The sequence below is a fragment of the Thalassospira povalilytica genome, from assembly GCF_002844235.1.
In the GTDB taxonomy this organism is placed as follows: Bacteria; Pseudomonadota; Alphaproteobacteria; order Rhodospirillales; family Thalassospiraceae; genus Thalassospira; species Thalassospira povalilytica.
The window spans coordinates 612,279-632,553 of sequence record NZ_PGTS01000003.1; the positions used below are offsets into that span (position 1 = coordinate 612,279).

Consider the following 20,275-nt stretch of genomic DNA (forward strand, 5'->3'; position numbering starts at 1 on the left):
AGAATGAGGCGGCCGGTATGTTCAGGGCATGTGTATTGGCCGCCCGCTTAAGCGAGCCACCACCAACGATTGGAAATACGGATCGGGTTCATGCCATGTGTTTTCATGGCTCAAACCATGTGCGCAAAATTTCCCGGCGTCAAGGCTTTTGCGTCGAGCTGTTGCCTTCTGCCTCTTTGAGTTCCATGTGCAGGGGCTGATGGCAATGCGGACAGGTAAGAATCTCGTCACTTTCATTGCGGTGAACGTCGCGGATGTCATCAAGAACAGATTGGGCCTGTTCGTCACTGATCCCGAGTTCTTCCTGATGGGATTTCAGTTTGTGGCGAACCCGTTCTGTCAGACGTTTGCCCATCAGCTGACGGGTGGCCTGATGACGGTATTCATTTTCGCGACGTCGCAATTCCGCATTGAAGGCCGATGCCAGAATACCGGCCGGAACCGCAACAATCCCGATCCCTGTCAGGGAAATGACACTGGCCAGGAATTTGCCAAACGGTGTGATTGGCACAACGTCGCCATAGCCGACCGTGGCAAGGGTAATGACGCTCCAATACAATGCCTTAAGCAGGTTGCCAAATGCATCCGGCTGGGCTTCGTGTTCGGCGACATAGATCGCACCGGCACTGAATACCAGCATACAGGCCAGTGCGGCGCTGGCGGCACCAAAAATGCCCAATTGCTGTCGAAACACCAGCAACATCAATTCCAGCCCGGTGGAATAGCGGGTGAATTTCAGCAAACGCAGCAACCGGATGATCCGCACAAATCGCAAATCGACGGATGTAAAGAACCACAGAAGGATCGGCAGGATCGCCAGAAGATCAATCAGCGCCATCGGCGTGAACATATAGCGCAGGCGTGCCCACGGGCGGCCGCTGAAACGTTCGTCATCGGGGGCGGACCAGACCCGCAATGCATATTCGACGGTGAAGATCAGGGTGCAAACGATCTCGATGATGGCGAATTGCAGATAGTATCTTTCGGCCAGTTCGTGGACCGAGTCAAAAATCACCGACACGACATTGATGACAATCGCACTGGCCAGAACCAGGTGAACGAACAGGGAAAGGCGCGAATGGCGTTCAACACCATGGAGCAATTTATGTGTCTTTGAACGAAGAGTCGCTGTCATGTCGCGCAAGCCCGATCCGGCAATAGAGTATTGATTGCCCGGTGAGTTTTGCGCCAATCGCTTCAGAAATGGTTAAATTATCAGGGCCTTATTTTCCGGCCCTGCTCAATTCGGTGATCAATAGCCTTTTGCCGCGCGAACAAAATCGGCGATTTTCCGGGCGTCTTTTACACCCTTGGATTTTTCGACACCTGATGAGACGTCTACCCATGGCGCACCGGATATCTCGACGGCTTCGGCGACATTATTGGGATCAAGACCACCGGCAAGCATCCAGTCACTTTTGAAGTTCTGACCGGTCAGCAACGTCCAGTCAAAAGATACGGCATTGCCACCGGGCAGAATGCTGTCCTTGGGTGGTTTGGCATCAAACAGCAGGAAATCGGCAACGCCGTCATAGTTGGATTTGGCATTTTCGATGTCATCGGCGGTGCTTACCGAAATGGCTTTCATCACCTTGAGACCGAAACGTTCCTTGACCGCGGCGACGCGTTCAGGGCTTTCCTTGCCATGGAGCTGAATGACATCAAGGCTTCCGGCCGTGATCGCATTTTCAAGTGCCTCGTCACCGGCTTCGACGAACAGGCCGACTTTCAGGATGCTGTTGGGGACCCGTTCGGTCAGGGTTTTGGCACCCTTGAGCGATATGTGGCGCGGGCTTGGTGGAAAGAACACATATCCCAATGCATCTGCCCCGGCACTCATGGCCGCGATAAGGGCATCTTCGCTGTTGATTCCACAGATTTTGACCATGCAGCTCATCGGGGTATCCTGTCTTGTCGTCACTCTAATTCGCACGGCAAATAATTGGTGCGTCTGAGTCACTTAGCAGAAACTGCATCATATCGACAGGATATTTGCGATTTCCGATGGCTTTCCACTGGCAGGATAATCATTGCTGCGCTATTTTCCCGACCATGAGCAAGCATACAGACCCTGCCGCGGGCGAAAACGGCGAAAACACAACCCACTTCGGGTTTCGGGATGTTCCTGAAAGCCAGAAGGCATCCATGGTGCGCGAGGTTTTCGACACTGTCGCGTCCAAATATGATTTGATGAACGATCTGATGAGCGGCGGTATCCACCGTCTGTGGAAAGACACGTTCATCAACGAGCTTAAGCCGCGCCCGAACATGAAGCTTCTGGACGTTGCAGGTGGCACGGGGGATATCGCATTCCGCTTTTTGAAAAATGGCGGTGGTTCGGTCACGGTATGCGACATCAACTATGAAATGCTACATGTCGGACGCGACCGGGCGGCTGACCACGGGATTTTGAAAAACATCAACTGGACCGTTGGCGATGCGCAGAAACTGCCGCTGCCCGATCACTCGGTTGATGCCTATACCATTGCGTTTGGCATCCGCAACGTTACCCGCATCGAAGAAGCTCTTTCCGAGGCGTTCCGTGTTTTGCGGCCCGGCGGAAAGTTCCAGTGCCTTGAATTTTCCAAGGTCGTCGTGCCGGGCTTCGACAAGCTTTACGATACCTATTCGTTCAAGCTTTTGCCTGAAATTGGTCGCTTTATCGCGGGGAACCGCGAAGCGTATCAATATCTGGCCGAAAGCATTCGCAAATTCCCGGATCAGGAAACCTTTGCGTCGATGATCCGTGCGGCCGGGTTCGAGCGGGTGAAATACCGCAACCTGTCGGGCGGGATTGCCGCCATTCATTCCGGTTGGCGGGTTTGAGGGTGCTTGGCGCATGATCCGGTTTGTCCGAAACAGCTTTCGCCTGCTTGCCATGGCGCGGACCCTGGCACGTCATGATGCCCTGTTCCCGCTGGCTCTTGTGCCGGGTGGAAAAATCCTGGCATTTTTTGCCCGTCTGACAGCCCCGTTTTCCGGGCGGTCCGGGTTGCCGCCGGGGCGGCGTCTGGCGCGCGCACTCGAAGAGCTTGGACCGGCATTCATCAAGCTTGGGCAAACACTTGCGACGCGATCCGATCTGATTGGTGATGATGTTGCTGCCGATCTGTCATCGCTTCAGGACCGCTTGCCGCCTTTTTCGGCCAAAGTTGCAAAACGGATCATTACCGAACAGCTGGCCGAACCGTTTGATGTTCTGTTTGCCGAGTTCGATGAAACGCCGGTTGCCGCGGCATCAATCGCGCAGGTTCATTTTGCCACCACAACAGATGGTCGCGAAGTCGCGGTCAAGGTACTGCGTCCGGATATCAAGGTGCGGTTTGCCCGTGATCTTGATCTGTTTTACTGGGTTGCCGAAATTGTCGAATTGACCCAGCCGCGTTTGCGTCGCCTGAAACCGGTTGAAACCGTCAAGGCGCTTGAAGACAGTGTCCATCTTGAAATGGATTTGCGTTTTGAGGCGGCCGCGGCATCGGAATTCCGCGATAATTTCGAAGATGATCCGACCTATTACATTCCCCAGATCGATTGGGAACGGACGGCCGAACATGTGATGACCATGGAACGGGTCAAAGGCGTGCGTATCGACAATGTCGAGGCCCTTGATCGCATGGGAATTGATCGTTCAGCCCTTCTGGCCAAGGCGGCGGGCGCATTTTTCCAGCAGGTTTTCCGCGACGGGTTTTTCCATGCCGACATGCATCCGGGCAACCTGTTTGTCGATGAAACCGGTCGGGTCAGCATTGTTGATTTCGGCATCATGGGACGTGTTGATAAACAGACACGTCTGTATCTGGCGGAAATGCTTCTGGGCTTCCTGACGCGCGATTACCATCGCGTGGCCGAGGTTCATTTCGAAGCGGGCTATGTTCCGCGCAACCAGTCGCTTGAAACGTTCCAGCAGGCATGCCGGTCAATCGGCGAGCCGATCCTGGGCAAGGAACTGGCCGATATTTCGGTGGGTCGTTTGTTGGGCCAGTTGTTCCAGATTACCGAACAGTTCGGGATGGAAACCCAGCCGCAGCTTCTGATGCTTCAGAAAACCATGATCGTAGCCGAGGGACTTTCACGTATCCTCAGCCCGAATGAAAATATGTGGGAACTGTCGCGTCCGCTGATCGAAGACTGGATGCGTGAAAACCTTGGTCCGGAAGCCAAGGTCAAGGAAGCAGCCCTTCAGGCAGGATCAATGTTGCGACGTTTGCCCCGCGTGCTTGAAGCCGCGGAAAAGGCATCCTCGGTTCTGACCGATCAGGGGTTGCGACTGCATCCTGAAACGGTGGCGGCCATGCGCGGAAAATCGGGTAATGGCCAAAGCAAGTCGACGGGCATTTTGCGCCAGACACTTGTTCTGTGGGTGGCGATCATTGCGCTGGGGGTTGCGGTCTATCTGAAATAGCCGCACCTGTCATTCCGGGAGCTTGTCCTTATGACCGACGATAATGATCGAGCCGACATCAAAGTCGAAATCAGTACGGATCGCGCGCGCATTGATCTTGCCTATTGTTATGGCTTTATCGCGTCATCCTATTGGTCGGGTGGGCGGACCCGTGGCGAATTTGACCGGTCTGTCGAAATGTCATTTCCGGTCGGGGCCTTTTGCGACGGCCGGCAAGTCGGCTTTGCGCGGGTGGTCAGTGATCAGATTGCCATTGCCTATGTCGCTGACGTGTTTGTTGATCCCGACTTTCGCAGGCGCGGGATTGCCGCCCGGATGCTTGACGCCTTGCACACGCATCCCGAACTTCGCCGGGTGAAAAGATGGGTGCTGGCGACAGATGATATGCAACCGCTTTACCGTCAGCACGGTTACGAGGATCTGGATGATCTGATGATGATGCGCGTTGATGAGAATGCCCAAAAGCGCGATCCGCTGCGCTGAAGAAATCCGGTAAAAGAAAACGCCGCCACGGATTGCCGGGCGGCGTTTTTTTGGTCAGTGGCAGATGGTCTAGCTTGCACGGACTTCGTCAAGGAAGTTGCCGACTTCACCGCGCAATGTGCCCGATTGGCTGTTAAGTTTGTCAGATGCACCAAGTACCTGATGGGCGGCCTCGCCGGTCTGGCGGGCGGCTTCACGCATTTCATGGATGTGATTGGTCACTTCCTGCGTACTTTGAACAGCCTGCTGGACCGAGTTGGAAATCTCCGTCGTAGCTTGGCCCTGTTCCTCGACCGCGGCTGCGACCTCGGTGGCGATTTCATTCAGATTGGCGATGATGCTGGTGATGCCTTCGATCGCACCGACAGCTTCCTGGGTTGATCCCTGAATACCGGAAATCTGTGCAGAGATATCTTCGGTCGCACGTGCGGTCTGATTGGCAAGGTTTTTGACCTCGTTGGCGACCACGGCAAAGCCCTTGCCGGCGTCACCGGCACGGGCGGCCTCGATCGTGGCGTTCAGGGCCAGAAGGTTGGTCTGTTCTGCGATGGCCTGAATGATCTGAACCACTTCGCCGACCTTCTGGGCCGAAACATCAAGCCCCTGGACCATTTCGTTAACGCGAACGGCCTCGGTGCTGGCATTGGCGGTGATATTGGATGTTTCATTGACGCGCGCACTGATGTCGCGGATCGAAACGGCCAGTTCTTCGGCGGCACTGGCGACGGTTTCCACACTGTGATTGGCCTGCTCGACGGCCGCGACCACAGCCTGGGAACCAGCTTCGTTCTGCTGGACTGCGGCAACCATTGTCTGGGCGACCTGTTGCATTTCACCGGATGCACCCGATACGCCATCAACCACGCCCATAACGGTTTGCTCAAAGCGTCCGGCAAGGCCAACCATGGCTTCGCGGCGTTTGGCTTCGGCGCGTTCGCGTTCCTGTTCGCGTTCGCGATCCAGTTGGGCAACGCGTTTGGCATTTTCCTTGAAGATTTCAACAGACGATGCCATTTCGCCGATTTCGTCATTGCGCCCGACGCCCGGAACATCGACATCAAGATCGCCATCAACAAGTGATCGCATCGCACCATTGATCTTGACCATCGGGGTCAGGATTTGATTGCGCAACACAATCCAGGTCGCGCCCAGAAGAACCACAAGGATCGCAGCAGCAAGGGCAACCTGAATGATGACCGCCTGTTTGACTTCGGCATTTACCCGATCAAGAGACCAGGCTGTCACCAGCATACCGCGATACTGGTCTTCATCACGGCGTTTGGAATATTTGGTGATGGGGGCTGCGACAATGACCGCGTCTTCGGAAATGAAGCTGACGACTTCCTTGTTTTCGATCTGTTCAAGATAGGGCTCGACCAAGGCAGGAAGATCATGTTGGCGCAGGGTTTCTGACTGATAGGTGCCAATGGCGTCACCACCGGGATTGGCCGCGATCAGGCTGGCAAGCTGTGAACCTTCCTTGTCAGTGATTTTGCGAAATTCTTTTTCGACGGACGCGCCATCCATCGCAATGAAACCTGGCTGGACTGCAGTCGACAGCATTTCGGTTTTTTCGACCGATTCATTATACATGATTTCGAGCATGGCTTCGTGCTGCGAAACAGTCTGAATGGTCATCATGGAGCCAAAGCCCACGACCAGAAGTGCGACGATAACGAAGATAACTTTTCGTCCGACAGAAGCACCGGATCTTTTTGGTTCAGCCATTTATGGTCTCCCACTCCTTCAAAGGCTTTAAGTCGCTTCCCTAGATATACTGTCGCGCAGTTCGCCATTGATCTGGTACGAAGCCTGACAGGTATTGGCAGACTGTTTTCCTGAATCTTAAGGAATCAGGATCATTCTGCGTTTTTATATTTTATCCACTTTACCGTGTGGGGACGTAGAAGTTGAGTAAAACCTTCTCTTCCTGCGATTGAGGCTACCCCATACAGTCACATTCCCGAAACAAGAAACGACGGGTTTGGCGAATATTCGGTTTCTGTGAATTGAAACGACAAATACGGCTATTGGTTAGGTAATTTTTGGTAAAATATACTAATGTGCTTATGTGAAGATATGCCGCCGACTCGATAGGGCCATGGCGTGCAGTCAGATGTCCGTGTCATCGCGCACGGGTTTGCTCCGATCAGGAAACATGCGGGGCACAAGGGGATCAGGATGGCTAAATCTGCGACAACGGCGAAAAAGCGACAGACCAAAAAAGGCACAAAATCGTCAGCAACCAAAAAGACAGTCAAGGTAGATCCGGCAGATGAGTCTGCTGTTTCCCAGAAAAGTCAGGAAGCCCAAGGCAATACCGACACGCGCGATGCATCCCCGAGCGGTGATACCCAATCCAAACCTGCCACCGGGACAACGGGAACCAATGGTGGGGCCGAAAACGCGGCCGCCATTCAGCGGCGCCGTGTGATCAATGATTTGTTCCAGCGTGGACTGGCGGCCCATCAGGCCGGCCAGATTGACGATGCGATCCGTCTTTACAGCGCCGCCTTGCGGCAAAACCCGCAACAGCCCGACGTGTGGAACAATCTTGGTGTTGCGCTACGGCGCAGCAAGAAATTCGAAGCGGCCCTTCTGGCGTATCGACGGGCTGGGGAACTGCGTCCGGACAATGCCGGACTGTGGTCGAATATGGGAAATTGCCTGCGTGAAATGATGCGTTTTGACGAGGCCATTGTCGCGCATAAAAAGGCCATCGAACTTGATGACAGCATCAAGTCGCACACGTTCAATGCCGGTCTTGTCTATCGTGATCTCAACCGGTTTGAGCAGGCGCTGGAATATTTCGACCGCGCGCTTGCGATTGATCCCGATTATGTCGATGCCAACTGGGACAAGGCGTTGGCGCATCTGGCGTTGGGCAATTATACCGATGGCTGGGCCGGGTATGAAACCCGGCGCAAGTTGGCGGACAATCCGATTCGTCCGCTTGATACTGCACCGGAATGGGATGGCAAATCCGATCTTCGGGGCAAACGGATTTTGCTGCGCGCCGAGCAGGGCTTTGGCGACATGATACAGTTTGCCCGGTTTGTGCCACTGGTCGCCAAAAAGGCGGGGCACGTCATTCTTGAATGTCGCAAGGAACTGATGCCGATCATGCGCACTGTGGCCGGTGTCGGGACATTGATTGAAAAAGGCCGCCCGTTACCGGAATTCGATGTGCATGTCCCGCTTCTGAGCTTACCCCATGTGATGGGGATCGGGGCTGCGGAACTGCAAAAGATATCGGCTGATCCTTATCTTTCGCCGCCGGCTGGCAAACAGGTCCGGCTGGCGCCGACCCCGGGTACGGTTCTTAAGGTCGGATTGATCTGGGCCGGGAAACTCAATCCCCGTGACCGGTCATGTCCGCTTGATATGCTGTTGCCGATCCTGTCGGCCAAAGGGGCCGCTTTTTACAGTTTCCAGATCGATGATCGTCGCGGCGACATCGAAAAGATCGGTCTTCAGGCCTTTGTGACCGACCTTGGCGACCATATTCATGATTTCGGGGACAGTGCCGCCCTGATGCAGGCAATGGATCTGGTGATCACCATTGACAGTTCACCAGCCCATCTTGCCGGTGCGCTGGGCGTTCCTGTCTGGATGCTGCAACTGTTCACAACCGACTGGCGGTGGATGGTCGATCGCGCCGACAGTCCATGGTATCCGACCATGCGGATCTATCGGCAACAGGACCCCAACGACTGGACAGCACCGGTCAAAAAGCTGACAGGCGACTTTTTGACGCTGCTGCAGGCACGTCAAAGAAACGAAGCTGCAAATTAGAAGTGATAAGTTCGGCAAGGTAAGCTGATGTTTTTCAGGTTTATGTGAAATCCGGAAACTCTCTAACTATCTGATCGGATAGCATAAGTTCCCCTTCGAACAGTTACATCATCTTTTTTGAAGATGCATGATGCTTCACATGTGCCGGTTGTATCCGGGATACATGATGGGGGGACTTCGGGTGGCGACTCTAATTCGGTCTGGTTTTGTGGCCGCAGTTCTATGTGTGCTTGGTATTAGCAGTGCTTTTGCACAGAACGAAGAAATTCGAGGGGTCACTGTTACCCATCCCTCGTTCCCCGTTGTCATGTGTGATTCTGGTGGCGAATCCCGAAAATGCGAGCGAATGGTCCTGGGGGAAAATTTTCCCGCTCAGGTCGTTTTCTATTCGCACGACAGCAAGAATTTCGGGGCGTACCAGGTCCGTTTTCTCGATGAACAGAAAATCTACTGGATTCCTGACGACATGATTGTCGTGCAGGGCAAAGAAGTCGCACGTAGCCCGGTCGTCTGCGGAGGCGACATTGGGACACTCGGCGGTAAGGGGACACGGGGCGCGGGTGCTGATTGCGTCTCGGCTAAGGGGAAATAAAAATGAAAAAGCTGGGTTTGATCCTGGTCGTTGGCGCGATGACGCTGACCGGTTGCGTCAAAGATATGCAATTTCTTTCGGATTCAATTCCGGAAAAAGGAAAGTTGATCGATACGGTTTCTATTCCGGAAGCCAAGAAATACACGATTGAGGAAATCCATTCGGCGAAAGCTATGGTCATGGCCCAGTCAATCGGTGAGGCCCCGATCAACGAGCTTCAGGACTATGCCCAAGGGGTATTGGACAAGATCATTGCCGTTGCACCAGTCGGGGCACCGAAAGCCGAGGTCGTTTTGATCGGCAATTCCGGACCGGGCGCACATGCGGCACGTGAAGGTGTAGTGTTTCTTTATCATTCGGCATTCGAATATCTGCGCAGCGAGGACGAACTGGCCTTTTTGATTGGCCATGAATACAGCCACGTCTTGATGCAGCATACCCCGGAAAACCTGTTTTCCATGCTGCGTCCGTATCTTTTGACAGCTGCGGATATTGCGCTTGGGAATGAAAATAACCAAAGCGACCTGCTTCGGAAGGCAGGGCAGATGTATGGAAGTGACCTGATCTTGCGTGATCTTTTGTTGCCCAACTGGGATCGGAGCCAGGAGCGGGTTGCAGATTATCTTGGTCTGGATTTGATGGTGAAAGCCGGCTACCAGCCGAAAGGAGCATCTGGCTATTTTGAAGTGGCCAAAGAAGCAGAAGAAAAGTTCGGTGCAAATTACCAGGTCACCAGGAACCAGCTTGAACTGTTTCTTCAGATGCAATTCCAGCCGAAAGGCGAGGACAATGTCCTGCTAAACCAGTTCCTTTCCGAGCTCGGAAACGCGGTCAGCACAATTCAGCAAAATCTTGCAGCAAAGCATGATGACGCAGCAGAACGTGCCGAGGAAATATTTGCTTATGGTATGCGGGAATACATGCCGGAGCGTGCCAGCAGGATGGTTCACAAAGACGCGTTTGATTCTGTCGTGAAGCGCAACAAACGCACTTTGGAAAATTACCGGGTAGCAGCCGAAATCTTGCAGACCTTGGAAAGTGACGACGGTGAAATTGATCTGAGAGTTCTTGAAGCAGATGCCCGCAAGGCCGTAAGCGGACCGACGGCAAGTCATCCATACACACGCTGGGCCTTCGCCAAAGTTCGCGAACGTCAGGGGAACCTCAAGAAAGCAGCTCAGAATATTGATCTTATCGGCAATGGCGAGATTCTTGCCTTGCCGATTGAAATGAAGCGGGCCGAGATTCTTAAATCGCTTGGGAATACCAAAACGGCGTTCAACCGGGTTGAAGAGGTTGCGACCTACTATGACTGGCCGCTTGAAACTTACCGGTTTTTATATCCACTTGTAAAAGCAAGCGGCAACAAAGTGCGTGAAAACGAACTGCTGATCGGATGTGTGACCCGGTATCCGCAACAGCGTGCCATGTGCGCGGGAAATTCCCCCGCCGGACAAATGGCCGGTATGTAAATGGGGCAAGAGAGTTTTCGTAGCGACGGGCAACAAAAAGAACTCAAAGTTGCCCGTCTCAAGCCAGTGTGGTGGGGGGTAATCAACGTCGCCCTGGCCGCGATTATTTTGCTGATCGAGCCGGATTCCATTGGGGATGCGGTAGATGAATACAGCTATGCTGTCTTCAGCCAGACAGTTGGGGCACCGCTATATCCAGCCAGCCGGGTGGATGATATTGGCGTTATTCTTCTTGATGACGAATCCCTGGCGGGGCTGAAATCAAGCTGGCCCGCGGTATATGGATTGCATGCCAAGGTTTTGCGCAAGTTGCTGACAGCAAAGCCAAAGGCACTGTTCATCGATTTTACCTTCCGTGACCGGCGCGCGGCAGCACCGCAAGGTGTTCTTGCTGACGAATGGATGCCCGAGCTTTATGTCCATGACGACAGCCTGACGATGCTGGTCAGTACGTTGCAGATGTACCAGATGATGGATATTCCGGTATATTTGCAGGCCGGGGCGCTTAACTTTTATCAGCACCACGCTGTTCTGTCAGAGCTCGCACCATATGTAACTCTGGTATCGGGCTGGGGTGATTTGCGAGGCCAGGCTGATATCAGGGCACTTTCATATCAATTGGCTCCTGAATTACGCAACGCCGGGCGCGTTGCAAATCTCCAGGATGATGATTTGCCGCTTTGTGATGATGCAGTCATGCGCCGGACGGGGAACGGCAACCTCCTTGGATGTGACGTTTCCGGAATTACCGCAGCAGCAACAACGATCTATCAGCATTTTTGTTCTGGCAAAGAGCGCGCAAAATCCATAAGGCGTGGCTGGAACTGTGACCAGGCATTGATTATGCCGCCCAAAGCAGACAAATCGGAATGGCTGGCATGGCGGGACGATTTGTTGGTCCGTCCGATGTGGCTGTCATGGCCGGACCGGCAAGCGGACTATTCGGCCTGGACAAAGGCATATGATCAATCCGGGAATGTCATTCCACCCTATGAATGCGGTCCGCAATATAGCGACCCGAATGTTGCCAAACGAATAACTGGCAATTTGGCGACACTGTTTGGGATCGGGGCGCGCGCCGACGTCAACTGTGCACCGTTTCACACAATTTCTGCAGAACAGGTTTATCGTGACACCCCTTCTGCAGGGCGATGGGTGGAGAATTTCAATGATCGCATTGTGATGTATGGTCAGAACCTCCAGGGGTTTCAGGATGTGGTTCGACCACCAACGCTTGATACGGATATTCCGGGCGTCTTCCTGCATGCAATGGCGTTGGAAAACCTTCTGAGCAACGGGTCTGCATATCTTTCTGACAAGGCAACATACAGTTTCTGGCTGACAGCGGACCTGATTGAAATCATGACACTGGCGATCATTGTCTTTTTACGTTTTGGACTGGCCGGGCTTGCGCGGCGGTCGTTTCCTGCGTTGCCACACGCCAGCAATGCCCAAGACAGGGAGTGCAATCCTCTTGAATATTTCGGACTGATTTTGGCGAACAAACTTTCAATGTTTTTGTCGATGATGAAGTTTGTCCCAAAGATCCCGAAGCTTTTTCGGGTCTGGTCAGGGAATCGCAATGCAGAATACCATTGGACGGAACAACTTGACTTGCGTGACCGCCAGCTCGCGCGCAACTGGTTCATGGTTGTGATTTGTTTGCTCGATTTGGTTTTGAGTGTTGCGATCGTGACGTTCGGCGCAATTGTGCTGGAGCTGTCTGTGCTGTCTATTGCCCCGGTCAATTGGCTGGCGGTAATCGGTTTGGGCATGCTGAGTTACATACCGTTTGTGCGCTCGCTGTTTGCTCAGGACAATGAATTGGCAGAAGGTGCAGAACATGACCGCCATGAAAATTCAGCCGAAGCTATTGAAAAATCTGCAACTGTTTAATTTTGCGCTATTGTCCGAAGGTGGATTGGTTGCGGCAAATAACGGCTGCCCTTGCCTTTGCTGCAAACAAGGCGTAGTTAAGCGCCTTAAATTTTTATGAGTTGCGGTCCTTGACGGTTTGGTATCGTTCACGATGTGAAGACCACCCGTTTTGGCGAACTGATCTGGCGCAGGAGAATTCTTGTGAGCGAAGCTCCGTATAACAAAGGTTTCCCGGTATCCTGGGAACAGATGCATCGCGACGCACGTGCATTGGCATGGCGTCTTTTGGAAAAAGGCCCGTATAAAGGCATTATCGCGATTACCCGCGGTGGGCTGGTTCCTGCGGCGATCATTGCACGTGAGCTTGATATTCGCCTGATTGATACGGTTTGTGTACGCAGCTATTCAGACAAAAGCCGTGGCGAACTGGAATGGCTCAAAGGCATCGAAGGTGACGGCACCGATATGCTGATCATTGATGACCTGGTCGATACCGGTAAAACCGCAAAGGCCGTTCGTGAAAAGCTCCCGAATGCGCATTTCGCCACTGTATATGCCAAGCCGCTTGGTCGTGAAATCGTCGACAGTTTTGTCACCGAAGTGTCCCAGGACACCTGGATTTACTTCCCGTGGGATATGGAATTGTCGGTGAATGCACCGATTTCCGAACGCGCACGCTAAGTGACGATCCCACGCATCTGATTTTTGTCAGAATGACGGAATTATCGCCCGGACTTCCATCAGGGAACTGTTGATGTTTCCAGATGCAACTCCGGGCGATTTTTTTGTGCGAAGGTGCCCTGGCGTGAAGGGCCGATTTAAGGAAATAAATTGCCAAGCTGTCTTTTGATCTGCTTGCACACTGTGACAAAGCGAGCTATAAAACGCGCGCTTTGCGGGTGTAGTTCAATGGTAGAACGGCAGCTTCCCAAGCTGCATACGAGGGTTCGATTCCCTTCACCCGCTCCAATCTTCTCCCCCAAGAACCTCAAGAACAGCGGCGTATTTATTCGCATTACATATATCTATAAAATATTTGCGAATGATTATCAAAATCGTGTAATACAGGGTTGTTGAAGCTGTTAGACAACTGAAACTTCCATCGGCAGCCTCAAGCGGGGAGGCATTGTGTCAGAAATAGCCGGGCAGGTTTCAACCAGCTTAGAACTGGTCGTCGAGAAATATTATGACGACCTGTTGCTTTTTATCGGAAAACGCTGCGGATCTGATGTCGTGGCCGAAGAGATCGTGCAGGAAACCTGGGTGCGGGCAAAAAGCGCAGCCGAGACTATTCCGGAAAACCCGCGCGCTTATGTCTTTCGAATTGCACGTAACCTTTTGGCGGATCATTATCGTCGCAGCCATAATTCTCCTGAAACTTATGGGCGACTGTCTCATCTGTCAGTTCGGTCATCACAAAAAGATGCCCCCGGGATTGTTGAAATAGATCAGGCACCGTCACAAGAAGACGTGGCCGCCGCCCAGCAGGAGTTACGTATTATTTCTCAAGCTGTTGAAACCCTTCCGCCGAAGTGTCGCCAGGTTTTTTTGATGTATCGTGGTGAAGAACTTTCGATGCGCGAGATATCTGAAAGGCTGGATGTATCTGTTAAGACAGTTGAAAATCATATTCGCAAGGCGATGTTGGAATGTCGTCGCAGTCTTCAAAAAGCACATGCGGATAACTGAAAGTGTATCTTCGAGTTTTGAAACCTGTGGTCTTTTACGGTGTAAACATGCGCATCTCCGCTATATTACGCGGCAGTATGGCGATGGCCGAATATCATAAACCTTCAGGTGCGATTGAATGACGGATCGTCACAACATGCCCCTTGAGCCGGTTTCAGAGCAGTTATTTGACGAGGCTGTGATTTGGCACACGCGTTTGCGCGAAGCAAATGATGTCGCAAGTGCGGATGAGCAGGAAGAGCTGATCGCACAGTTTGAAAGATGGAAGACACTTTCCACAGATAACGCGCGGGCTTACGGCGAGGTCGAGCAACTTTGGGGCAGATTGGCGCTTCCTGTAAAACGACAGGCGCGATCGTCAGGCGCTCAGCAAAGCCGCACACGCCAGATTGTGCAAGAAAAACGTGGCTATATGCGGCCTGTTATGGCGGTAGCAATGGCGGCTTGTTTGTTGCTTTTCGTTGGGCTTGGGCAAAACTTTTATCCGACCGTCATGGCGATGTTTGACGAGAATTTTCTGCATGCGGAGCATTCTGTCCTGACCAAATCGCTGTCGGACGGCAGCGAGATCAAATTGAACGCAGAAACTACTGTGTCCGTTGACTTTGACGAGAATATCCGGCGCGTGAATTTGGTGTCGGGTGAAGCCTGGTTTGATGTTGCGCATGATGCGCAGCGTCCCTTCGTCGTACATACGAAATTTGGGAATGTGACCGCATTGGGCACGGCGTTTAACATTCGTTCGGATGCAGAACGGGTCAAAGTCAGTCTGGAGCAAGGCAAGGTTGCTGTGAACTGGTCTGCCGACGGGGCGGGCAAGAATACGGGCGACGACAGCGCAACTGTGACATTGGTTGCGGGTGAGGCAACGACACTTTCATCGCGTGGAATCGGAGAAAGTACGCGGTTTGATCGCGTTGCGACAACAGCCTGGCGCAAAGGCAAAATGGTTTTCTATCAGGCCCCGCTTTCAGATGTGCTGGATGTCCTTAATACCTATCACGACGGGCGCATAGTGGCGGTAAACCCCGAACTTAACGATCTGTCCGTCAGCGGTGTGTTCCGAACAGATGATATTGAGCAGGTTCTTGATGCGATCGAGGGCACATTATCGGTACGTGTCGTAAAGCTGACTAACTATATGATATTGATTATGTAATTTAAGGAAATGACACTCGATTTCGTTAGGTCATTTCAATGATTTTAAAAAATGTTCCCTGACGCCTAGGGGACTTTCAATTCTCTCGCGTCTTTATATGCACGATGTCAATGCGACCTATTCGCATTTTTGTGTTTGAAGACTTGGGGGACTGACGTGGTCAGCTTAATGAATATGAAGATCGGACGGCAACTGATGGTTGGGGCATCGTTGTTGGCCTTTCAATATGCGTTTGCACAAGGTGCTTTTGCGCAAGACGCCGATCAGCAGGAACAAAATCAGATACTGTTCCAATTCGATATATCGGCCCAACCCTTGCCACAGGCTTTGACGGCATTTTCCGACATCACCGGTATCCAGATCCTTTATACGGAACAGTCGATTTACCAACATGCGTCGTCAGCACTGGTTGGCGAATATACGGCAGATCAGGCTCTTGATATCCTGCTGAAAGGCAGCAACGTCGAATTCAGTTACACATCAGCAAACTCGATCACGTTGCACCGGCTTGATGCAAATAGCGATGCCGACGAGATGACACTCGATACCATTCAGGTCATCGGTACGCGACAATCCCGGTATGACAGTCGGTATGCCGAGACGGGAACCATGATTCCCAAAGATGTAACCGAGATCCCCCGCACGGTAGAAATTATCCCGGAGCAATTGCTGCTTGATCAGCATGCACAGGAGCTTGAAGACGTATATCGTTTGTCGCCGAACGTTGTGAATATGGATGGTTATGGCGGTAGTCGTGAAGACTTTCTTATTCGTGGTTTTCGTCGCCGCGATGATATTTATCGCAATGGGGTGCGGCTTAAAACCAATGGCCGCATCAACCCGTCAACCGTAGACAATGTGCAGATAATCAAAGGGCCGGTGGCCGAAATCGGTCAGATGACGCCAGGTGGACTGGTCAACGTCATTACCAAAAAACCGTCTTATGAGCAGCAAGCCTATGCAGTTACGAATTTCAATGAGCATGGTCAGAAACAGGCGTTGGCTGATGTGACCGGACCGCTCGGGGAAAGTGACGCGTTTAGTTATCGTGTTACGGCCTCTGCCGAGGATAGCGAAAACTTCCGCGATGCTACGATCGAGCGGCAATTCTTGAACAGCGCGATGTCATGGATGACGGATGGCGGTTCAATGATTGATTTCAGTTATGAATATACCCATGACGAGCGACCTGTTGACCGTGGCGTTGTCACGGTCCCCGGAAGCGGTGGCAGCCGAGAGATCGCAAATGTGTCGCTTGATACCCGATTTGATCAGACCAACCTGAACAACCGTGATGTGACGACGCATATCTGGGAGCTTGATACCTCTGTTCCGGTCTTTGATGATGACTGGTTCCTCGAAAGCAAGCTTTTCTATGCCTATGAACAGGTTGACGAGCTGCGTAATGAGGTAACCAATGTTTCAAGCACAGGTGTTTTAACCCGACGTGTCCAGGGCAATGACGATCGCGAACTCAGCACTGCGTTCGGGCGTATGCAACTGCGTGGTGAAGCCGATCTTTGGCGACCGGTTGATTTGGTTTCCGGGGTCGAGCTGCGACATCAATATGAAACCTGGACCAACTTCTCTGGTCAGGATCAGGTTGGTGGCACCGTTTCAAATCCGTCTTCCTTCACGCTGGTTGACAATACGACCTCCAACCCGCGCTCTCGACAATATACCGAAGTCGAGCAAATCTCTTATGGACCGTACGCACAGGGTGACTTGCATCTTACCGATGACGTGACGCTGACACTCGGCGCACGGTATGAGATCTTTGACAATGAATACAGTGCTGAAAACAAGCTTACCGGTGCTCTGTCGGGGGTAGATCCGAAACGCGATGGCAAACTGACAAAATCGGCAGGACTTCTGTGGAAGCCGGTTGAGCAGTTGTCACTTTATGCATCCTTCGCCGAGACCTTCCAGTCGCAGAATATTTATAGCGGTAATGGAACAACAGCAGTGTTTTCCCCGGAAGAGGGGCGCCAGTATGAAATCGGGGCAAAATGGTCTGGCTTGAAGGATCGTTTGCTTCTGACCGCATCACTGTTTGATATTGAGCAGGAAAACGTGGTCGAATCTGTTAATGGCACACCGCAATTGACTGGGGGGATCCGTTCGCGCGGGTTTGAAAGTTCTGTCACCGCGACACCGGTTAAAGGCTTGAATCTGCGCGGAAGTGTCGGCTTCCTTGGTTCGGAAATTGTCAGCGACAATGCCAACGATGGTAACCGTCCGGGAAATACGCCAGATATGACGGCAAGCCTTTGGGCAAGTTACGAATTCCAGGATACCGCAAGTGAATTCAAGGGACTTGGTTTTGGTGGCGGCTTGACGCATGTCGGTGATCGCTACGGCGACAATGGTCATACGTTCGAGCTGGGCAGCTATACCGTCTATGATCTTGGTGTCTGGTATTATCTGCCACTTAGAAATGAGTCGCGTATTCGCTTTGACCTTGGGGTCAAAAACGTAACGGATGAGGACTATTACGTGGCCTCGGGCGGGACATACCGTGTGAGTGTCGGTAATCCAAGAACCCTGTTTGGAAGTGTCAGAGTCGAGTTTTGATGCTTCGAGACTGGAAATCATCAGCGAAATTGCCAGTCAAACCAAACTGGTTTGACTGGCATAGCTGGATCGGCGTGTATTTGGGGCTGATGTTGTTTTCCATATGTTGGAGCGGGGCTTTTGCCGCACTATCATCGGAAATCGATTGGCTTCTTATGCCTGAGTCCCGCACAGCCACAGCAGACGAAAATTTCGACTTTTCTAACGCTTTCTCGGTCGTGGAACGTGCTTATCCAGGTGCCAAAATCGAACTCGCCGAAGCCCCGGTAAACAAAGTTTCTGCCGCACGGTTCACAGTCAAGGAACCAGATGGCGCACGCTTGTTCGTGTATTTTAGTCCAGCGACATCCGAGGTTTCCGGAAGCCAGTCGATCTTTACAGTTCAAAGGTTCTTTCGCGAGTTTCACGAGGCGTTTTTCGGTCTTTATGGCGTTGGCAAGTTCCTTGTCTGTTTGTTTGCCATTCCGCTGTTCCTGTCGATGTTCTCGGCGTTGTGTTTTTTTAAACGGTGGTGGCAGCGCTTCTTTCAACTGCGTCTTGGTCGAACAAAAATCAGCCTGTGGAGCAACCTGCACAAGTTTGCAGGGTTATGGAGCCTTTGGTTCGTTTTGTTGATGGCGTTTACCGGTGTCTGGTATCTGTTTGAAGAAGCGCGCTACAAACTTGGTGATGAAAAATTTGCCTTGGTCGACGCATATCCGTTGGCAGTTCACCAGTTGCCAGGTCCCGGAAACAAGGGGCTGGAGAAATTGCCTGTTGGAGAATTGATTGAAATCGCGCGGCAGGCGCGTCCTGATATGCACATCACAACGATCCAGCCTGATCGTGCGGGATTTTTTTATGTTATCGGCCAATCCGATGATGTTTTGGTACGAGACCGGGCAAACAAACTGTTCATCAATCCCGCGAGTGGCGAGATTGAATTCAATCAGTATGCCGAAGATCTAAACACCTATTGGCGTTGGTCTGAAACGGCCGATATTTTGCATTTTGGAACATTCGCAGGGATCGCCAGCAAGGTTATCTGGTTTGTTTTCGGTCTTGTTCTGGCTGGATTGTCGCTTTCCGGGGGCTGGCTTTATGTGAAAAAGCAGCAAGGCAAAAGGTCTGTAAAATGGCCAAAGGCGAATTTTGCCGCCTGTGTTGCATTGATGGTCCCGATCTCGGTATTGCCGATTGTTTGGGTTTACCTGCACCGTGTCGGCGGCAAAGTCGACGGTGAATATGTTATGGTCGAACTTCCAGATGGCGTTACAGTTTTCATCGTCAGTTGGGCGATAGTAACGTTGCTGATCGAACTGCTTTGGGTGATTGGTATCTGTCGGTTGTCTCGCGCAAAGAACAGGAAGCTTCACTTGGCGTGATCACGGGGCATAAGAATAGCCCTTGGTGCGCGCTTCTTCGTCGCTGCAAAGTTCGGTGTTTGTTGCCTGATTGATCTTACCAAAGCGCGGATCAAGTGTGCCGATATAGTGGTGGTCTGCTGTCGCGACGAACAGGCATCGACCTGTTTCACCTTCAAGGCGCTTTCCGTCCCGCCAGTCGGCCGGGGCAATCATGTCTCCGCCATGAATGCCGATTTCGGCGTTGTCGGCTTCTGCGGACAAACGATCATAGCGATGTGAATAGCCGCTTATCGGAAGTGCTTCGCCATCGCTGATCATTGCAGCGGCAACGTCACGTTCCCCAATTCCGCATTCCACGATGGGGAAGTCGCCCGGTTTGGACGAGCGTTCCTGATCCCCGGGCCAGCACTGCACCGGGAACGGTGCCATGGCAAAATATTTGCGAAGTTGCATCGCCGAAGACATGCCACAATCCCAGAAACTGCCATTATGAAGGCATTGCTGGCCAAGTTCTGGGGCGTCAATGCCGGCGATATCGGCAACAACATTGTCGATGATGATGGTATCGCCATCAATGACGACAACATCACGTCCTTCGGCTTCCAGCCCGGCGAGCTTGTCTCTGTGCTGGGTTTTGTCTGCTGCATGTACCGGCCCGCCCTGAGCATTGACCGCCAGGACAAACAGAAGGGGAACTGCGAACAGAATGAGAAGGCGGACAAAACGCTGCAACGGGACCTCGATGGTTGGGCGACGGATCGGTCTTTGACGAATGACACATCGGATAGATCAAAAGAACAAGGGAAAAGAACGGCAAAATGATGACCGGCTTTGATTTTAAGGTCTGAAACCGCATGCGGTGTGGCAGGTGCCATGCGCAATAAC

At 52.4% G+C, this 20,275-nt stretch carries 16 protein-coding genes and 1 tRNA gene; 13 read left to right on the top strand and 4 right to left on the bottom strand.

Annotation, left to right across the window (positions count from 1 at the left end):
* Nucleotides 1-139: 139 nt before the first annotated feature.
* Nucleotides 140-1,135 carry an ion transporter gene (locus tag CU041_RS11285; RefSeq protein ID WP_101246967.1) on the bottom strand — a complete coding sequence of 332 codons (996 nt, stop codon included), beginning with the start codon at nt 1,133-1,135 and terminating at the stop codon, nt 140-142.
* 117 nt (nt 1,136-1,252) lie between these two features.
* Nucleotides 1,253-1,897: a phosphoribosylanthranilate isomerase gene (locus tag CU041_RS11290; protein WP_101246968.1), complete on the bottom strand. Its 645-nt coding sequence runs from the start codon at nt 1,895-1,897 to the stop codon at nt 1,253-1,255.
* 155 nt (nt 1,898-2,052) lie between these two features.
* Here CU041_RS11290 and ubiE point away from each other — a divergent pair, with 155 nt between their 5' ends.
* The 3 genes from ubiE to CU041_RS11305 are packed head-to-tail and all read left to right on the top strand — an operon-like array spanning nt 2,053 to nt 4,885.
* Nucleotides 2,053-2,826 carry a bifunctional demethylmenaquinone methyltransferase/2-methoxy-6-polyprenyl-1,4-benzoquinol methylase UbiE gene (gene ubiE, locus CU041_RS11295; RefSeq protein WP_068517793.1) on the top strand — a complete coding sequence of 258 codons (774 nt, stop codon included), beginning with the start codon at nt 2,053-2,055 and terminating at the stop codon, nt 2,824-2,826.
* A 13-nt stretch (nt 2,827-2,839) separates the two neighbouring features.
* Complete coding sequence (gene ubiB, locus CU041_RS11300) at nt 2,840-4,402, top strand: 2-polyprenylphenol 6-hydroxylase (RefSeq protein WP_101247063.1); 1,563 nt, start codon at nt 2,840-2,842, stop codon at nt 4,400-4,402.
* A gap of 30 nt (nt 4,403-4,432) precedes the next feature.
* Nucleotides 4,433-4,885 carry a GNAT family N-acetyltransferase gene (locus tag CU041_RS11305; RefSeq protein ID WP_101246969.1) on the top strand — a complete coding sequence of 151 codons (453 nt, stop codon included), beginning with the start codon at nt 4,433-4,435 and terminating at the stop codon, nt 4,883-4,885.
* A gap of 69 nt (nt 4,886-4,954) precedes the next feature.
* Here CU041_RS11305 and CU041_RS11310 read toward each other — a convergent pair whose 3' ends face one another.
* Complete coding sequence (locus CU041_RS11310; RefSeq protein WP_068517790.1) at nt 4,955-6,613, bottom strand: methyl-accepting chemotaxis protein; 1,659 nt, start codon at nt 6,611-6,613, stop codon at nt 4,955-4,957.
* Between the two features lie 453 nt (nt 6,614-7,066).
* Here CU041_RS11310 and CU041_RS11315 point away from each other — a divergent pair, with 453 nt between their 5' ends.
* From CU041_RS11315 to CU041_RS11360, 10 genes are all read left to right on the top strand, one after another.
* Nucleotides 7,067-8,680 (top strand): tetratricopeptide repeat protein, encoded by a 1,614-nt coding sequence (locus CU041_RS11315; protein ID WP_101246970.1) that lies wholly within the window; start codon nt 7,067-7,069, stop codon nt 8,678-8,680.
* A 181-nt stretch (nt 8,681-8,861) separates the two neighbouring features.
* Nucleotides 8,862-9,272, top strand: coding sequence for a hypothetical protein (locus tag CU041_RS11320; RefSeq protein WP_170310201.1), 411 nt, complete (start codon nt 8,862-8,864; stop codon nt 9,270-9,272).
* A 2-nt stretch (nt 9,273-9,274) separates the two neighbouring features.
* Nucleotides 9,275-10,744 carry a M48 family metalloprotease gene (locus tag CU041_RS11325; RefSeq protein ID WP_101246972.1) on the top strand — a complete coding sequence of 490 codons (1,470 nt, stop codon included), beginning with the start codon at nt 9,275-9,277 and terminating at the stop codon, nt 10,742-10,744.
* Entirely contained in the window at nt 10,745-12,640 is a 1,896-nt protein-coding gene (locus CU041_RS11330) for a CHASE2 domain-containing protein (protein ID WP_101246973.1), read from the top strand.
* A gap of 183 nt (nt 12,641-12,823) precedes the next feature.
* Entirely contained in the window at nt 12,824-13,303 is a 480-nt protein-coding gene (gene gpt, locus CU041_RS11335) for a xanthine phosphoribosyltransferase (protein ID WP_068517785.1), read from the top strand.
* A gap of 214 nt (nt 13,304-13,517) precedes the next feature.
* Nucleotides 13,518-13,591, top strand: a tRNA-Gly gene (locus CU041_RS11340).
* 159 nt (nt 13,592-13,750) lie between these two features.
* Nucleotides 13,751-14,311: an RNA polymerase sigma factor gene (locus CU041_RS11345; protein ID WP_170310202.1), complete on the top strand. Its 561-nt coding sequence runs from the start codon at nt 13,751-13,753 to the stop codon at nt 14,309-14,311.
* Between the two features lie 118 nt (nt 14,312-14,429).
* Nucleotides 14,430-15,470: a FecR family protein gene (locus tag CU041_RS11350; RefSeq protein ID WP_101246975.1), complete on the top strand. Its 1,041-nt coding sequence runs from the start codon at nt 14,430-14,432 to the stop codon at nt 15,468-15,470.
* Nucleotides 15,471-15,605: 135 nt separating this feature from the next.
* The gene (locus CU041_RS11355; RefSeq protein WP_170310203.1) at nt 15,606-18,044 is read left to right on the top strand and encodes a TonB-dependent receptor; all 2,439 of its coding nucleotides are present in this window, start codon (nt 15,606-15,608) and stop codon (nt 18,042-18,044) included.
* Nucleotides 18,044-19,408: a PepSY-associated TM helix domain-containing protein gene (locus CU041_RS11360; protein WP_101246977.1), complete on the top strand. Its 1,365-nt coding sequence runs from the start codon at nt 18,044-18,046 to the stop codon at nt 19,406-19,408. Before CU041_RS11355 ends, CU041_RS11360 begins: the two co-directional genes overlap by 1 nt.
* On the opposite strand, the gene CU041_RS11365 is transcribed toward CU041_RS11360, so the two are convergent.
* Entirely contained in the window at nt 19,409-20,122 is a 714-nt protein-coding gene (locus tag CU041_RS11365) for a thermonuclease family protein (RefSeq protein ID WP_101246978.1), read from the bottom strand.
* Between the last annotated feature and the right edge of the window lie 153 nt (nt 20,123-20,275).